Here is a 15,687-nt window from a genome sequence, read left to right as displayed (position 1 = left end):
GCACGCGGGGGCGGGTACCGGGCCGCCCGGTACCCGCCCCCGCCGTTGTCACCGGGCGCCCCCACAATGGGTTCCATGCGTGCTGCCCGGCTCATCAAGATGGTGCTGCTCCTTCAGTCCCGGCCCGTCATGACCGCCGCCGAGCTGGCGCGGGAGCTGGAGGTGTCGGAGCGCACCGTGACCCGGGACGCCCAGGCGCTCTCCGAGGCGGGCGTGCCCGTGTACGCCGACCGGGGCAGGACCGGCGGCTACCGCCTCGTGGGCGGCTACCGGACCCGGCTGACCGGGCTGGCCCGCCACGAGGCCGAGGCCCTCTTCCTGTCCGGGCTGCCCTCCGCGCTGCGCGAGATGGGGCTCGACGACGCGGCCTCGGCCGCCCGGCTGAAGGTCTCGGCCGCCCTGCTCCCCTCACTGCGGGACGCCTCCGACACCGCCGCCCAGCGCTTCCACCTGGACGCCCCCGGCTGGTACCAGGAACCGGTCACCCCCGAGTTGCTGCCCGCCGTCGCGGAGGCCGTCTGGGACGACCGGACGGTGCGGGCCCGTTACCGCCGGCCGTCGGGCGAGGTGGAGCGTGAGCTGTCCCCGTACGGTCTCGTGCTCAAGGCGGGCGTCTGGTATCTGTGCGCCCGGGCCGGGGACGACTTCCGGGTGTACCGGATCGACCGGTTCACCGCCGTCGCCGTGTCGGAGGAACGCTTCGTGCGGGACGAGGACTTCGACCTGCCGCGTTTCTGGACCGAGCGCGCCGCGCAGTTCGCCCGGTCGATCCTGCGGGGCGAGGTGACCGTACGGCTCTCCGAGGCGGGCTGGCGGCAGCTGCCGCACGCCGTGGACCGGGCCGCCGCCGACGAGGTGCTGGCCGGGGCGGCGGCCCCGGACCGGGACGGCCGGCGCACGGTCGTGCTGCCGGTCGAGTCCGAGGAGGTGGCGTACGCCCAGCTGCTCGCGCTCGGACCGGAGGTGGAGGTCCTCGCACCCGCGTCCCTGCGCGAACGTTTTGCCGGTACCGCCGAACGACTGCGCGACCTCTATCGCTGAAGTGGCCGGTAAATGACGCCGAAGGCCTCATTTCGGTGTCTGAGCGTGCGTCGCCCCGCGTCGGGGCCGATGCTGGACCCGTGATGGACGAGACGGAGTTCTGGGAGATCATCGACAGCACCCGCGAGGCCGCCGAGGGCGACCCCGAGGACCACGCCGATCTGCTCGTCGACCGGCTGGTGCGGCTCGACCCCGACTCCGTGCTGGACTTCGGGCGGCACTTCGAGGCCCGCTACAACCGCGCCTACCGCTGGGACCTGTGGGGCGCGGCGGCCGTGCTGCTGGGCGGGGCGAGCGACGACGCGTTCGACTACTTCCGCTGCTGGCTGATCGCGCAGGGGCGCGAGGTCTTCGAGGGCGCGGTGCACGATCCGGACGCCCTCGCCGAGCTCCTCGACGACTTCGACGACGAACTGGACGGCGACGGCGAGGAGCTCGGCTACGCCGCCGACGAGGCCTACGAGCAGCTCACCGGGGTGGTCGCCCCCGATCTGGGGCTGCCTCCGCAGGCCGCCGATCCGGCGGGTACGCCTCTCTCCTTCGACGACGACGCCGCGCTGGCGGAGCGGTTCCCTGCGCTCTGGGAGCGCTTCGGGCCGGTCTGAGGCTCAGTCCGCCAGGGAACGGCCCATCAGGACGTCGTCGACGTACCGCCCGCCGAGGAAGAACTCCCCCGGCAGCACACCCTCGACGGTGAAGCCCTCCGCCGCGTAGAGCGCCCGGGCGGGTGCGTTGTGTCCGAGCACGCGCAGGGTGATCCGCGCGGCGCCCTGCCGCAGGGCCTCGGCGTACGCGGCGCGCAGCAGGGCGCGCGCGACCCCGTGGCGCCGGGCCCAGTCGGCGACGGCGAGGCCCTGTATCTGCCGTACATGGGCGTTGCAGGCGAGCGGGGTCGGCCGGGCCAGCCTGATGTAGCCGGCGATGTGCGTCCCGTCGGAGCCGGTGACGGCCTCGGCCAGCAGGAACTCCTCGGGCCGGTGCCGTGCGTCGAAGAAGGGCTCGTAGGGCGGCATCGGACGCGGCTGCACGGCGTGCAGGGTCGACCAGGTGGCCCGGTCGAGCTCGCCTAGGGCGGCTTCGTCCTGTGGCACTGCGAGCCGGACGGGGAGGAGGGATCGGATCTGCGGCGCGGACATGCGCGCCACTGTGCCACGCGTGTCCCGTGTGGCTGAAGGCGCATGGGGGCAGGATGGACGCCATGCTGCGTTCCCGTATCGCCGTCACCGGGTCGACCGGACTCATCGGAGCCGCACTCGTGCGCTCGCTGCGCGCCGACGGGCACGAGGTGGTCCGCCTCGTGCGCCGCCCGGCCGCCACGGGTGACGAGGTGGAGTGGGACCCGAAGCGCCAGTACGTCGACGCGGCCGGCCTGGTCGGCTGCGACGCGGTCGTCCACCTCGCGGGCGCGGGGGTCGGGGACCACCGCTGGACCCAGGAGTACAAGCGCGAGATCCGCGACAGCCGGGTGCTGGGCACCGCCGCGGTCGCCGAGGCCATGGCCTCCCTCGACACCCCTCCCAAGGTGCTGCTCTCCGGGTCCGCCATCGGCTACTACGGGGACACCGGCGACCGCGCGGTCGACGAGGGCGCGCCGCCCGGCGAGGGCTTCCTGCCGTCGGTGTGCGTGGACTGGGAGGAGGCCACGGCCCCGGCCGAGGAGGCGGGCGTCCGGACGGTCCACGCGCGGACCGGTCTGGTCGTCTCACGGGAGGGCGGGGCCTGGGGGCGGCTCTTCCCACTTTTCAGGGCCGGGCTCGGCGGGCGCATCGGCAACGGCCGGCAGTACTGGAGCCACATCGCGCTGCACGACCACATCGCGGCGCTGCGGCACATCCTGGACACCGAGACGCTTTCCGGTCCGGTGAACCTCACCGCCCCCTCCCCCGTCACCAACGCGGAGGTGACGGCCGCGATGGGCCGGGCGCTGCGGCGGCCGACCCTGTTCGCCGTCCCGGCACCCGCGCTGCGGCTCGCGCTCGGGGAGTTCGCCGGGGACGTACTGGGCAGTCAGCGGGTGCTACCCGGCCAACTTCTGGACTCGGGCTTCACGTTCGCCTTCCCCGGGATCGACGACGCCATCCGGGCCGCACTGCGCTGACGGCGTGCCCCGAGAGGCGCCGGGCGGGCGACCGTGCGACCCCGTGCACCGGTGCCCTGGGTGCGTGCGACTGCGCCGGACTCGGCCAAGGTCCTAGCCTCGACCCGAACTCGGGCTTTCCGGGGGCCCGTCGGGGGCAGTAGCTCCCCACCAGTCGCACCGACTCGGGAGGGGCACGTGATCGGGGCACACACAGCTGACCACGCGGATGTGGTCGTCATCGGGGCCGGGATCGCCGGCCTGTCGGCCGCGCACCAGCTCGTCAGCGCGGGAGTGAACGTCACAGTCCTGGAGGCCGCCCCACAGGTGGGCGGCCGGATGGCGACCTATGACGTGGACGGGTTCCGGCTCGACCATCTGGGCCCGGTGCTCTGTTCCGCGTACGCGGAACTGGACACCACTCCGGCGTTCGGCGGGCTGGTCCTACGGGACTTCGCCCCCGGGGTGCTCGTCCACAGTGGGGGGCGGCGGTACCGCGCCGGGGACGTACGGAGCGCGCGGGGCGCACTTCGGGCCGTGCGCTCCCGATCGAGCGCCCCTCACGCGCCCCTGGGCGGGGCGATCGAACAGGCCAGGCTCGGCGCGTGGCTGACCCGTCTCGCGACGGCTCCGGAGTCCCGCGTCGCGGCCCGCCCCGAGCGAGCGGCGCTCGCGGCCCTGGCCGGGCGCGGGCTCTCCCCCAGGACCGTGAGCGGCTTCCTGCGCCCCCTGCTCTCGGCGCTGCTCGGCGACCCCGGGCTCACCACGTCGAGCCGGTGCGCCGAGCTCGCCCTGCGCGACTACGCCCGCGGCCGGCTCTGCGTGCCCTCGGGCGGTTCCGCGGCGCTGCCCGGGCTGCTGGCGGACGCCCTGCCGCCCGGGACCGTGCGCACCGGGGTGCATGTGACGGCCGCGGACATCACCTCCGTACGCACCAAGGAGCACGGCGAGCTGAGCTGCCGTTCGCTGCTGCTGGCCACCGGGGCGGGAGCTGCCGCCGAACTCCTGCCGGGGCTGCGGATGCCCGGCTTCCACCCGGTGACGGTCCTGCACCACACGGCTCCGCAGGCCCCGCGGACGGGGACGCGGCTGCTGCTGGACGCGGACCGCTCGGGGCCTGTCTCGCACACGGCGGTGATGAGCGCGGTCGATCCCTCGCGCGCACCGGCCGGCCGTACCCTGATCACCTCCACGGTGCTCGGGCCGCCACCGGCGGACCTGGACAGGACGGTCCGCGCCCACCTCGCCACGCTGTACGGCACGCCCACGCACGACTGGGAGCTGCTGGCCGCCCGTCACGACCCGGAGGCCGTCCCCGCGATGCCGCCCCCGCACGATCCGCGTCGGCCGGTCCGCCTGCTGGCCGGGCTGTACGTGTGCGGCGACCACCGCGACACCAGCACCGTCCAGGGCGCCCTGCGCTCCGGCAGGCGCGCGGCCTCGGCGATCCTCGACGACCTGGGGGTGGGCCCGCGCCACGGCGACGGGCCCGCGCTGCCCGCGGCGGCGTAGGGGTCAGCCCAGGGCAGCCACCCGGTCGCGGTACCCCCGCACGGCGACGGCGTCCCGGTAGGGCTCCAGGCGGCGCTCGAAGTCGCGTACGTACTCCGTCGCGCGCACCGACCGCATCTCGGCCGCCTGCTGGGCCGCCTCGGCACCCAGCAGGCAGGCCTGGTCGAGCTCGCCGAGCCCGAGCCGCGCCGAGGCGAGCACCACCCGGCAGAACAGCCGGCTGCGGGCGTACGCCGGCGCGCGCAGCTGGAGCGAGCGCTCTGCGTGCTGGGCGGCGACGCGGTACTGCTGCAGATCGCGGTGGCAGTGGCCGAACTCGTCGGCGAGCTGGGCCTCGTCGAAGTAGCGGCCCCAGTACGGCACGTCGTCCCCGGGCCGGGCGGCCTGGAGCGCGCGTTCCGCCCGTACGAGGGCGGCGACACAGGCCCGGGTCTCACCGAGAACACCGTGCCCGCGCGCCTCGACGGAGTGCAGCAACGCCATGACGACGGGCGGCGCGGACGAGCCGATGCCCTGCTGGGCCACCCGGGCGAGCTGGACGGCTTCCCTGCCGTGCCCGAGATAGACCGCCTGACGGCTCATCGTGATCAGGACGAAGGCACCGTACGCCCGGTCCCCGGCGGCCTGGGCCAGCCGCAGCGCCTGGACGAAGTAGCGCTGGGCGAGTCCGTGCGCCGCGATGTCGTACGAGGTCCAGCCCGCCAGCCGGGTCAGATCGGCGGCGGCGGAGAACAGACGGCGGCCGACCGTCTCGCCGTAGGTTCCCCGGAGCATGGGTTCGGCCTCGTGTTCCAGATAGCGGACGAGTGCCTGCCGGGCATGACCGCCGCCATAGGTGTTGTCCAGCGTCCGGAACAGCTCGCCGACGGACCGGAGCGCCGCGACGTCACCGCTGCCGACGCGCTGGCCCGCGCCGCGCTCGGTCTGCCGCTGACGCGGTACACCCAGGGGCGGCGCAGCGGCGGGCGCCGGCGGACGCGAGGGCCCGGGCGCTCGTGTCCCACCGGCCCGGACGGCGCCCTGCATGCCGGGGCCGTGCGCCGCGCCGGGGCCGGCGGGCGAGGCCGCGGAACCGGGCGCCTGACCCGCTGCCTGTCCTGGCACCTGTCCCTGGAGGGTGCCGGATCCGTTGCTGCTGTGGCCGTGGCCTCCGCCGGCCCGCTGGAGGCCGTGCGGCGCCCTGGGGCCGTGGGCGTCGGCGGGCGTGCGGGGCGCGGGAAGACCTCCCGCACCGTTGACCCGGTCCTGCGGCTCACCCCGGCCGCCCCATTCGTCGGCCCGCCCGATCAGCCAGTCCCTGCTGGGCACGACCAGCCCGGCCGGGGTGAACGCGATCTTGCGCAGCTCCGCGTGGCTGCCCGAGTCCTTGCGCCAGAGCCCGCTGACGATGTCGACGGCCTCCGCGGGCGTGGCCGCGAACTCCAGGCCGGCGTAGACGGGCGCGCACGCGTCCAGGCCCAGGTCCTGGGCGGAGAGCCGGCGTCCGAGCCGTCGCGTGAAGACCTCGGCGATCAGCGCGGGGGTGGTGCCCCGTGGTTGCTGGCCGCGCAGCCACCGGGTCACCGAGGTCTTGTCGTATCGCAGGTCGAGACCGTGTTCGAGACCGAGCTGGTCCACCCGGCGGGCCAGCCCCGCGTGGGAGAAACCGGCTTCCGCGATGAGCGCGGCGAGCCGCCGGTTCGGGGTTCGCTGCGGAGGTCGTTCCGACATCAGCTGTAAGGTCTCCTGCCTTCGGCGCCGGGCGGGCAGCCCTTACGGGCTCCCCCACGAGTGGGAGCGGGCGAGCCCGTCATGGAACGGCGCGAACTTAACCGCCCCGGCGGCGACGCCAGCCGCCTTCGCTCCACGTTCATCCGATCGTGTGAGGATTTCCGGATCGCTGACGGAATCCGGTACGCGCAACCTTGGGGCCCGGTGCGCGAGCGGCCTGACGTCACCTGCCGGACCTGGTCCTTCGGAGCGGTCGTACAGTGGCTCAGGGCGCACATCAGTGCAAGGTGACGTGGCTCCGGGGACACCCCCCGGCCTTCCGTCACCGCGAGTAGGGAGGCACCCGAGTGAGTGAGCTGCGGTTCGTCCGTCTGGGCTTCGGTGAGAACCGGGTCGACTACCAGGAGGCCTGGCAGAAGCAGCGCGAGGTGCATGCCGCCCGGTTCGAGGACACCGTCCCCGACACGTGTCTTCTCCTCGAGCACCCCTCCGTCTACACGGCCGGGCGGCGCACGACCGAGAGCGAGCGTCCGCTGGACGGGACCCCCGTCATCGACGTGGACCGCGGCGGGAAGATCACCTGGCACGGCCCCGGGCAGCTCATCGGCTACCCGATCCTGAAGCTGCCCCGCCCGGTGGACGTGGTCGCCCACGTCCGCCGCCTGGAGGACGCCCTGATCCGCACGGCCGCCGAGTTCGGCGTGGAGACCAGCCGGGTCGAGGGCCGCAGCGGCGTCTGGGTGCTCGGTGACCCCGTCGAGGACCGGCCCTCGCTCGGCGGACTCTCCCTGGACTTCGACCCCCGGCTGCACGACGAGGAGTTCGACCCCCGGCTGAACGGCCCCGAGTACGCGCCGTCCAACGCGGGCCAGCGCCGCGAGGACCGCAAACTGGCCGCGATCGGCATCCGGGTCGCCAAGGGCGTGACCATGCACGGCTTCTCGCTGAACGTGAACCCCGACAACACCTCGTTCGACCGGATCGTCCCGTGCGGGATCCGGGACGCGGGCGTGACCTCGCTCTCGTACGAACTCGGCCGCGAGGTCACGATCGACGACGTGCTCCCGGTCGCCGAGAGGCACCTGCGGGACGTCCTGGAGAACGCGGAACTCGCGCCCCGCCCGGTCGGGACCGCCGGTACCGCCGCAGCCCCGGCCTGAGACGCCTGTAGAGGCCACGGGAATAGGCCCCGTCGGCCACAGGTTGGGCAGACGTAAGACCGTTCTAACGACGGGCGTACCCTGGTGTTCGCCGAAGATTCCAATGCAGCGAAAGCAAAGGGGAGTGCCGGAGTGTCCGCTGTCGCACCCGACGGGCGCAAGATGTTGCGCCTCGAGGTCCGGAACAGCCAGACCCCCATCGAGCGCAAGCCCGAGTGGATCAAAACCCGGGCGAAGATGGGCCCCGAGTACAACCAGCTGCAGAAGCTCGTGAAGAGCGAGGGTCTGCACACGGTGTGCCAGGAGGCCGGCTGCCCCAACATTTTCGAATGCTGGGAGGACCGCGAGGCCACCTTCCTCATCGGCGGGGACCAGTGCACACGGCGCTGTGACTTCTGCCAGATCGACACGGGCAAGCCCGAGGCCCTGGACCGTGACGAGCCGCGCCGCGTGGGCGAGTCCGTCGTCACGATGGACCTGAACTACGCCACCATCACCGGCGTCGCCCGCGACGACCTGGAGGACGGCGGTGCCTGGCTGTACGCGGAGACCGTGCGCCAGATCCACGCGCTGACGGCCGGGCGGGAGGCCGGCGCGACCAAGGTCGAGCTGCTGATCCCCGACTTCAACGCGGAGCCCGAGCAGCTCGCCGAGGTCTTCTCCTCGCGCCCCGAGGTGCTCGCGCACAACGTCGAGACGGTGCCGCGGATCTTCAAGCGGATCCGGCCCGGCTTCCGTTACGAGCGCTCCCTGGAGGTCATCACCCGGGCCCGTGAGGCCGGTCTGGTGACGAAGTCCAACCTGATCCTCGGCATGGGCGAGACTCGCGAGGAAGTCAGCGAGGCGCTTCAGGACCTGTACGACGCGGGTTGCGAGCTCATCACGATCACGCAGTACCTCCGCCCCTCCGTGCGCCACCACCCGGTCGAGCGCTGGGTGAAGCCGCACGAGTTCGTGGAGCTGAAGGACGAGGCCGACGCGATCGGTTACTCGGGCGTCATGTCGGGCCCGCTGGTGCGTTCCTCCTACCGCGCCGGCCGCCTCTTCCAGCAGGCGATCGAGCGGCGCGGAGCGGCGGCCACGGCGGCACCGGCCGTGTGAATCGGCGCACAAGGCACTACTGAGCGGTAACAGCTGCGACGACGCGGCCCCTACGGCTCCCGCAGGTCGGGGGCCCGTATGGGCCGCGTCGGCGTGCGCGACGCCGAAATCAGGGTTTCATTGGTGTTTGACCGACCGGTCATGCACTGGTAACACCGAGCAGTGACCCTAGGTACATACGCGGTGGCTCCCGTGGTCGCCGTCGTCATTGCTTCCCGCTACTCAGTGCGCGCCGGGCGCGCGCATCCGCTCCGAGGGGGAACACCCACCATGCACGCCGCACCGGTTCGCGCCAGCGCCATCCCGACCGTCGCCACGGCGCTCCGCGCCGTCGAGTCGCTGCTGCTGAGCAGCGGCCAGCGCACCGCCCGCCAGAACGCCTGGACGGCGGTCCTGGAGGACCGCCGCAGGGCCAAGGACCGGGTCGAGGCGGAGCATGTGCTCCGGGCTGTGGCCGACCTCCGTTCCTAGGCCACTCCTTCGCCACGTAAACTTCTGTACATGGCGAGGAAGGCAAACACTGAAGGCGCGGACAGCGCCGAGAACGCGGGGCGGCTCAAGCAGATCGCCCTGACCTACAAGATGACCAGGCGGACCGACCCCAAGGTGGGTCTTGTGGTCGCCGGCGTGGGAATCATCACCTTCGGTGTCCTCCTCGGGATCGGTTTCCTGATCGGCCACCCTGTCTACGCGGGCATCCTGGGCTTCGTCCTGGCTTTCCTCGCGATGGCGATCATCTTCGGGCGGCGTGCCGAGCGCGCGGCCTTCGGGCAGATGGAGGGACAGCCGGGCGCCGCCGCGGCCGTGCTGGACCGGGTGGGCCGTGGCTGGACCACGACCCCGGCGGTCGCGATGAACCGCAGCCAGGACGTCGTCCACCGAGCGGTCGGCAAGGCCGGCATCGTACTGGTGGCGGAGGGCAACCCGAACCGGGTCAAGAGCCTGCTGGCGGCCGAGAAGAAGCGGATGGCCCGCATCGTCGTCGACGTACCGGTGCACGACATCATCGTGGGCGACGGCGAGGGGCAGGTGCCGCTCAAGAAGGTGCGCACCACCATGCTGAAGCTTCCGCGGGTCCTGACCGGCCCGCAGGTGACCGCCGCCAACGACCGGCTCCGGGCGATGGGTGACCTGATGAGCAACATGCCGCTGCCGAAGGGCCCGATGCCGAAGGGCATGCGGATGCCGCGCGGCGGGAAGATGCGCTGACCGAGCACATACAGAGGAGAGCGGCCCCGGACGAGTTCGTCGTCCGGGGCCGCTCTCCTCTGTATGTGCGTGCGTCCTGCCCCGCCGTCCGGCAGCCCGGCGGCGGACCGCTCAGATGCGGACCTGTACGGCGCGGGCCAGCCGGTCGTGGAGGCCTCGGCCGTCGCGGTCCCACACGATCGCCGGGATCACCAGGAGCAGCAGCACACTGCGGAGGGCGACCCGCACGACGCCGAGCCGGGTGCCGTCCTCTGCGATGACGCGCAGACCGAGAATCCGCTTGCCCGGTGTGGACCCGACGGTTCCGACCGTCAGCAGGCTCATGACGAGGAAGACGCCCAGCGCCCAGTTCCCGGCCGCCTGCTGGTCACCGGCAGCGAGCAGCCCGTATGCGATCAGCATGCACACCGCCCAGTCGATGAAGAGGGCCCCGAAGCGCCGGCCGAGAGGGGCGATCGAGCCCGGGCCGTCCTGGGGCAGACCGAGGCGCTCGCCCCGGTAACCGAAGTCGGCGCCCATTTCCTCGGCGGCCGCGCGCGGCCCCGAGAGCCACGATCCGATTGCTTGCCTGTTGTCCACCCGTCCACGGTACTGCGCCCGCGTTTGCACCTGGCCGGGCGGGGCACGGAACAGGGCGTTGAGGTGCCGCCCGCTGCCGCCCCGGTTAACTTGGGCGAAACAAATGGGTCACGCTTGAGAAATCCGGTCTGCCTATGGTCGGGTCCAGCGTGTGCCACCGCACTGGCCGCACAATGAGCTACAACCCCGCCCTTTCCCGGGTCGGGAGTAGGAGGAGTTGGATGTTCCAGAACGCCGACGAAGTCCAGAAGTACATCGCCGACAACGACGTCAAGTTCATCGACGTCCGGTTCTGCGACCTGCCGGGTGTGATGCAGCACTTCACGATCCCGGCGGCGACCTTCGACCCGGCCGAGGAACTGGCTTTCGACGGCTCGTCGATCCGCGGCTTCCAGGCCATCCACGAGTCCGACATGGCGCTCCGTGCCGACCTGTCGACGGCCCGTGTCGACCCGTTCCGCCGCGACAAGACGGTGAACGTCAACTTCTTCATCCACGACCCGATCACCGGCGAGCAGTACAGCCGTGACCCGCGGAACGTGGCCAAGAAGGCCGAGGCCTACCTCGCCTCGACCGGCATCGCCGACACCGCGTACTTCGGCCCCGAGGCCGAGTTCTACGTCTTCGACAACGTCCGCTTCCAGACGTCGGCGAACGAGAGCTTCTACCACATCGACTCCGAGGCCGGCGCCTGGAACACCGGTGCGGTCGAGAACAACCGGGGTTACAAGGTCCGCTACAAGGGCGGCTACTTCCCGACCCCGCCGGTCGACCACTTCGCCGACCTGCGTGCCGAGATCTCCATGGAGCTGGACAAGAACGGCCTCCAGGTCGAGCGCCAGCACCACGAGGTCGGCACCGCCGGCCAGGCCGAGATCAACTACAAGTTCAACACGCTGCTCGCCGCGGCCGACGACCTGATGCTCTTCAAGTACATCGTGAAGAACGTCGCCTGGCGCAACGGCAAGACCGCCACCTTCATGCCGAAGCCGATCTTCGGTGACAACGGCTCGGGCATGCACGTCCACCAGTCGCTGTGGTCCGGCGGCTCCCCGCTGTTCTACGACGAGCAGGGTTACGCGGGCCTCTCGGACATGGCGCGCTACTACATCGGCGGCATCCTGAAGCACGCCCCGTCGCTGCTGGCATTCACCAACCCCACGGTGAACTCCTACCACCGCCTGGTCCCCGGCTTCGAGGCCCCGGTCAACATGGTGTACTCGCAGCGCAACCGCTCGGCCGCGATGCGTATCCCGATCACGGGCTCCAACCCGAAGGCCAAGCGCGTCGAGTTCCGCGCCCCGGACCCGTCGTCCAACCCGTACCTGGCGTTCTCGGCGCTGCTGATGGCCGGCCTCGACGGCGTCAAGAACAAGATCGAGCCGCCGGAGCCGATCGACAAGGACCTCTACGAGCTGGCTCCCGAGGAGCACGCCGGCGTCCAGCAGGTCCCGACCTCGCTCCCGGCGGTCCTCGACGCCCTCGAGCAGGACCACGAGTACCTCCAGGCCGGTGGCGTCTTCACGCCGGACCTGATCGAGACGTGGATCGACTACAAGCGCACCAACGAGATCGCCCCGATCCAGCTGCGCCCGCACCCGCACGAGTTCGAGCTGTACTTCGACCTCTAGGGGTCACGAGCTCACCGGCATGCCGAAGGGCCGCCGTCCCCACGTGGGGGCGGCGGCCCTTCGGCGTACCGGCTCCTGCCGGGTCAGTCCGACAGCAGTTCGCGCAGCTCCGCCACCGCCTCGCGGAGCCGGTCGGCGAAGCCGTGCATCTGGTCGGCCACGGTCAGCGGGGTGCTCAGGTAGAGGTTGAAGCGCTCCGGCAGCAGGACGTAGGCGATCCCGATGCAGCGGCTGCTCGTGGAGCCGAAGCCGAAGTACTGGATGTTCTCGGAGGGCGCCGAACTGGTGCTGAGGTAGTCGTCCCGCATGACGAGCCAGCCCGGGGAGCGGTACAGGGCGGGCTGTTCACGCACGCCGAGCTCCTCCCCGCGGCGGCGCTGGATCAGCTCCAGCTCCCAGAGGTGCTGCTCGGGGGCCTGGCCCGCCTGGCACTCCTTGGCCCGCGCCACATGGGCCGCGGCTGCCGCCCGGAAGGCGGCGCGGCGTGTGTCGCGGCCGGCGGCGGGGTCGTCCATCGCCGCGACGAAGACGGGCATCTCGGGCGTGACGACGCGCATCGCCTCGGTGCGGCCGTGGCGGTACTGACGGGTGGCGATCGACTCGTAGGTGGCGCCCAGGTGGCCCTTCGCGCGCTGGTGGGCCAGTTGGTAGGCGGCCTGGACGAAGGCGTCCGGGGAGACTCCGAGGGCCTTGGCCGCGGTGCTGCCGAAGTCGTCGAACGACACGGTACGGGTGGCCGTGGCGTGGCCGTACGCGGCGAACGACTCGGCCGCCGAGCGGACCTGGGTCCGGAGCCCCTCGTCCAGTTCGAAGGTCAGGGGGTGCGGCACCGGCTCGCCCTCGGAGCGTGCTCCGGACCGGCGGGAGTGTTCGTCCGGGGTGGTGCCGAGCAGGGCGTCGGTGAAACTCAGGACGGTCGTGCCGTCCAGCTCGCAGTGCTCGACGTTGACGCCGGCCCGGCCGTCCGCGAAGACGACGAAGGAGACCGCCTTGTCGAACCAGCGGTTGCCCCGGTCGCCGTGGAGCAGTTCGTCACAGGCCGCCTGGACGTCCGCGGGTGCGAAGTCCTCCAGGCAGACGCAGAAGAGGGCGGTCTCGATGTCCTCCAGTGTCCGGGCGTTGGAAGGGTGGCCCGCGAGGAGCGACTGCCGGGCTTCCGCCCATTCGGCGCGCGCCATCGTGGTCAGGTGGCCTGCCCGGTCCTCCTCGGCCGTGTGCACGTCGGCCTTGGTCACGGCGCGCAGTGCGGACTCGATCTCGTCGAGGCTGTGGGGCACGCCGTCGGGGCCGAGCACGTCCAGCCGGAACATGGTGCCCCGGTGGAGGACGACGATGTGCCGGGCCGTGGAGGGGCCGGGCTCCCGCTCGCTGTAGGGGGCGCGCACGCTGTCCAGCGGTACGCCGGGGATGCGGGTCGTGGAGAAGAGGTAGGCGTTCTGCACCATCGACTGCGGTACGCCGCGCTGCTCCACCGGCTCGATGAGCCCCTCGTCGAGCCGGTGCTTGTAGTGCAGGGCCCCGGCGACGAGACCCGCGGCGCGTTCGAGCTGTCCGGCGCCGGTGTCGCGGAACAGGAAGAAGAAGTTGGCGTTGAGTGCGATCCGGTCGCGGCGGCCGAGATAGCGGTACGGCCAGAAGGTGTCGAGCCAGCTGTGCACGCCGTCCGTCGCGTCGTACTCCTCCAGCGCCGCGTGCAGCTTCCTGCCGGGGCCGTCCGGCCGGAGGAACGCGGTGACCTCGGCCTCGGTCGCCTCGCGCTCCTCGGCGGTCAGCAGGGGGGCGCACCATGCGAGGAACCTCTCGCAGCTCGCCTCCAGTGTGGGCAGCGGCACGCGCGGCAGGCTTCCCTCACGGGCGAAGGTGGCACCGGCTGACGCTTCCTGACTGACGTTCAATGCGGCTCTCTCTTCTCGGTCGGTGGGGCTGGGGGCTTCTGCTACGGGTGGGAGGGCCTGGAGAGGTAGAGCTGAGCGTAGAGCCAGCCGTCCTCCTCCAGACCGCTCGCGTCCACACCTGCCTCGGCCATGCTGCCGAGGACACGTGTCCGTTCCCGTGGGTCGGCGAACCGCCGCTGCTTGAAGACCTCGTCCACCCGCGTCGTTCGGTAGCCCAGCTCCGCCAGGGCGTCCTCCACGGCGCCGAAGGGGAACATCCGCAGAACGAAGTGGGCCATCCAGGGGAGGCGGCCGTCCTGCGCCCGCACGACCCGGGTGAGGGTGCGCTCGGTGACGTAGCCGACGCAGCCCGTCGAGATCACCAGGTCCGTTCCGGCGAGCCGCTCCCGCTGGGCGGGGGTGGGGTCGTCCGCCTCCAGGTCGGCGTGGACGGTGTCGTCCAGGAATCCGGCCTCGCGCGCGTAGGCGAGGGCGGGGGTGGAGGCGTCCAGGCCGGTGAAGCGCAGGGGGTGCGCGGGGCTGCGGGAGCGGGAGAAGTCCTGGTCGCGGGCGAGCAGGCCGGCCCGGGACGTGGGGCCGGTGCCGTCGTAGCGGGCGTAGAGCTCGTCCATGGTGGCGTCGTACTTAAGCAGGGCGGCGTTGATCCCGTACGAGCAGCCGATGTCCAGCACCCGGGGGACGGCCACGCGCTCCGTCTCCCGGTACTCCTTGATCATCTTGGCGAAGTAGGGCTTGGCCAGCTGGGGGACGCAGTAGCCGAGGGGGCGGAGCACCTGGAAGTAGGTGCGCGGGTCGGGCGCGGTGTAGATGTGGTCCAGCGAGACTTTTCCGGACGCGTCGAAACGCAAGGGGCTTCTCCTCGGTGGATCGCGTGGCGGTGGCGGTGCCGGCGAGCGCTCGTCAGTCCAGGAGCTGGTCGCCCCGTACGGCCCGGCCCTCCGCGGCCCGGTGTTCGGGCAGGACACGGCCGAAGAGCTGGCGGGTCCGTGCCACGCTGCCGATGACGCCCGGGCGCTCGCTGTAGGCGAAGATCGCGCTGTGGCGCGCGAGGCCGCCCCGGACGGGGCTGACCCGGTGCAGCGAGTAGCGGCCCTTGAAGAGCTGCAGGTCACCGGGGCGCAGGGGCAGGCGCCGGGTCAGGTGTCCACCGCGGCCGTCCAGGACGTCCCGCACGTCGTCGAAGCGTTCGTCCTCGGCGGACCTGATGTTCGGGCAGTACTCGAAGGACCCGCCGTCCTCCGCCTCCTGGGTGAGCATGCTGACCGTGTACTCGTTGGTGTCGAAGTGCCAGGGGTGTTCCGCGCCCGGCCGTACGACGTTGAGGACGAGCCCGGAGAGCGGGTCGGCCAGCTCGTACAGGCGGGGCAGACCGAAGCAGTCGGCGACGAAGCGGCGGAACGACTCGTGGGCGTAGAGCCTGCTGATGAGCGATCCGGCGGGGACTCGGTCACGGGCGACGAAGGCGTTGCCGCGCTCGAAGGTGCGCCGGCCGGGGTGGTCTTCGGGCAGGTCGGCGTCCACGTCGATGTTGTAGACGTTGACGGTCTCCACGTCGAAGTACGCCTGGGGGGCGATGGCCGCGCACTCCTCGCGCAGGACCTCGTGCAGCGAGGGACGGATGAAGTCCGGCAGCACGGTGCACCCGACCTCGGCCAGTTCGCGCCCGGCCCGTGCCACCACCTCCCGGGCCTCGCGGCTTCCGGGGTCCGACAGGGGGTAGCGGTCCGTGTCGACCACCTGGTCGAGCGTGATGGCTTGCAGAGTGCTCATAC

The 15,687-nt window shown here is 71.9% G+C and carries 15 protein-coding genes; 9 read left to right on the top strand and 6 right to left on the bottom strand.

Translation table 11 applies throughout. The annotated features are described in order from the left end of the window. Window positions 1–75 precede the first annotated feature (75 nt). A complete protein-coding gene (locus ABZY45_RS03965; RefSeq protein ID WP_356735812.1) occupies window positions 76–1,041 on the top strand; it encodes a YafY family protein in 966 nt (321 codons plus the stop codon). 83 nt (window positions 1,042–1,124) lie between these two features. Further along, window positions 1,125–1,646 (top strand): DUF4240 domain-containing protein, encoded by a 522-nt coding sequence (locus tag ABZY45_RS03960; RefSeq protein WP_356736578.1) that lies wholly within the window; start codon window positions 1,125–1,127, stop codon window positions 1,644–1,646. 3 nt (window positions 1,647–1,649) lie between these two features. Here the strand turns inward: ABZY45_RS03960 and ABZY45_RS03955 are convergent, their stop codons facing one another. Further along, window positions 1,650–2,177: a GNAT family N-acetyltransferase gene (locus tag ABZY45_RS03955; protein WP_356735810.1), complete on the bottom strand. Its 528-nt coding sequence runs from the start codon at window positions 2,175–2,177 to the stop codon at window positions 1,650–1,652. Window positions 2,178–2,239: 62 nt separating this feature from the next. Here ABZY45_RS03955 and ABZY45_RS03950 point away from each other — a divergent pair, with 62 nt between their 5' ends. Together ABZY45_RS03950 and ABZY45_RS03945 are read left to right on the top strand one after the other, a co-directional pair. Next, the gene (locus tag ABZY45_RS03950; protein ID WP_356735808.1) at window positions 2,240–3,139 is read left to right on the top strand and encodes a TIGR01777 family oxidoreductase; all 900 of its coding nucleotides are present in this window, start codon (window positions 2,240–2,242) and stop codon (window positions 3,137–3,139) included. Window positions 3,140–3,316: 177 nt separating this feature from the next. After that, the gene (locus ABZY45_RS03945) at window positions 3,317–4,630 is read left to right on the top strand and encodes an NAD(P)/FAD-dependent oxidoreductase (RefSeq protein ID WP_356735806.1); all 1,314 of its coding nucleotides are present in this window, start codon (window positions 3,317–3,319) and stop codon (window positions 4,628–4,630) included. Between the two features lie 3 nt (window positions 4,631–4,633). Here ABZY45_RS03945 and ABZY45_RS03940 read toward each other — a convergent pair whose 3' ends face one another. Continuing rightward, entirely contained in the window at window positions 4,634–6,340 is a 1,707-nt protein-coding gene (locus ABZY45_RS03940) for a regulator (protein WP_356735804.1), read from the bottom strand. 347 nt (window positions 6,341–6,687) lie between these two features. On the opposite strand from ABZY45_RS03940, the gene lipB reads away from it, so the two are divergent. The 4 genes from lipB to ABZY45_RS03920 all read left to right on the top strand — a co-directional run bounded on the left by lipB (window position 6,688) and on the right by ABZY45_RS03920 (window position 9,810). Next, entirely contained in the window at window positions 6,688–7,500 is an 813-nt protein-coding gene (gene lipB / locus ABZY45_RS03935) for a lipoyl(octanoyl) transferase LipB (protein ID WP_356735802.1), read from the top strand. A gap of 132 nt (window positions 7,501–7,632) precedes the next feature. Next, window positions 7,633–8,601 carry a lipoyl synthase gene (gene lipA / locus ABZY45_RS03930; RefSeq protein WP_356735800.1) on the top strand — a complete coding sequence of 323 codons (969 nt, stop codon included), beginning with the start codon at window positions 7,633–7,635 and terminating at the stop codon, window positions 8,599–8,601. Between the two features lie 270 nt (window positions 8,602–8,871). Further along, entirely contained in the window at window positions 8,872–9,072 is a 201-nt protein-coding gene (locus tag ABZY45_RS03925; protein WP_356735798.1) for a hypothetical protein, read from the top strand. Window positions 9,073–9,102: 30 nt separating this feature from the next. Next, window positions 9,103–9,810 carry a DUF4191 domain-containing protein gene (locus ABZY45_RS03920; RefSeq protein ID WP_356735796.1) on the top strand — a complete coding sequence of 236 codons (708 nt, stop codon included), beginning with the start codon at window positions 9,103–9,105 and terminating at the stop codon, window positions 9,808–9,810. Between the two features lie 111 nt (window positions 9,811–9,921). Here the strand turns inward: ABZY45_RS03920 and ABZY45_RS03915 are convergent, their stop codons facing one another. Further along, window positions 9,922–10,389 carry an RDD family protein gene (locus ABZY45_RS03915; protein ID WP_356735794.1) on the bottom strand — a complete coding sequence of 156 codons (468 nt, stop codon included), beginning with the start codon at window positions 10,387–10,389 and terminating at the stop codon, window positions 9,922–9,924. A gap of 221 nt (window positions 10,390–10,610) precedes the next feature. Here ABZY45_RS03915 and glnA point away from each other — a divergent pair, with 221 nt between their 5' ends. Continuing rightward, entirely contained in the window at window positions 10,611–12,020 is a 1,410-nt protein-coding gene (gene glnA, locus ABZY45_RS03910) for a type I glutamate--ammonia ligase (protein WP_356735792.1), read from the top strand. A gap of 83 nt (window positions 12,021–12,103) precedes the next feature. Here glnA and ABZY45_RS03905 read toward each other — a convergent pair whose 3' ends face one another. The 3 genes from ABZY45_RS03905 to ABZY45_RS03895 form a co-directional block, all read right to left on the bottom strand. Then, window positions 12,104–13,852 (bottom strand): choline/carnitine O-acyltransferase, encoded by a 1,749-nt coding sequence (locus tag ABZY45_RS03905; protein ID WP_356735790.1) that lies wholly within the window; start codon window positions 13,850–13,852, stop codon window positions 12,104–12,106. Window positions 13,853–13,956: 104 nt separating this feature from the next. Continuing rightward, window positions 13,957–14,763 carry a class I SAM-dependent methyltransferase gene (locus ABZY45_RS03900; RefSeq protein ID WP_356735788.1) on the bottom strand — a complete coding sequence of 269 codons (807 nt, stop codon included), beginning with the start codon at window positions 14,761–14,763 and terminating at the stop codon, window positions 13,957–13,959. A gap of 52 nt (window positions 14,764–14,815) precedes the next feature. Beyond that, window positions 14,816–15,685, bottom strand: coding sequence for an arpA protein (locus tag ABZY45_RS03895; RefSeq protein WP_356735786.1), 870 nt, complete (start codon window positions 15,683–15,685; stop codon window positions 14,816–14,818). Between the last annotated feature and the right edge of the window lie 2 nt (window positions 15,686–15,687).

It is taken from the genome of Streptomyces sp. NPDC006516 (genome assembly GCF_040611875.1).
GTDB lineage: Bacteria > Actinomycetota > Actinomycetes > Streptomycetales > Streptomycetaceae > Streptomyces.
The sequence above is the reverse complement of the archived record's forward strand: the minus strand, read 5'-3'. Positions and strand labels throughout refer to the sequence as shown.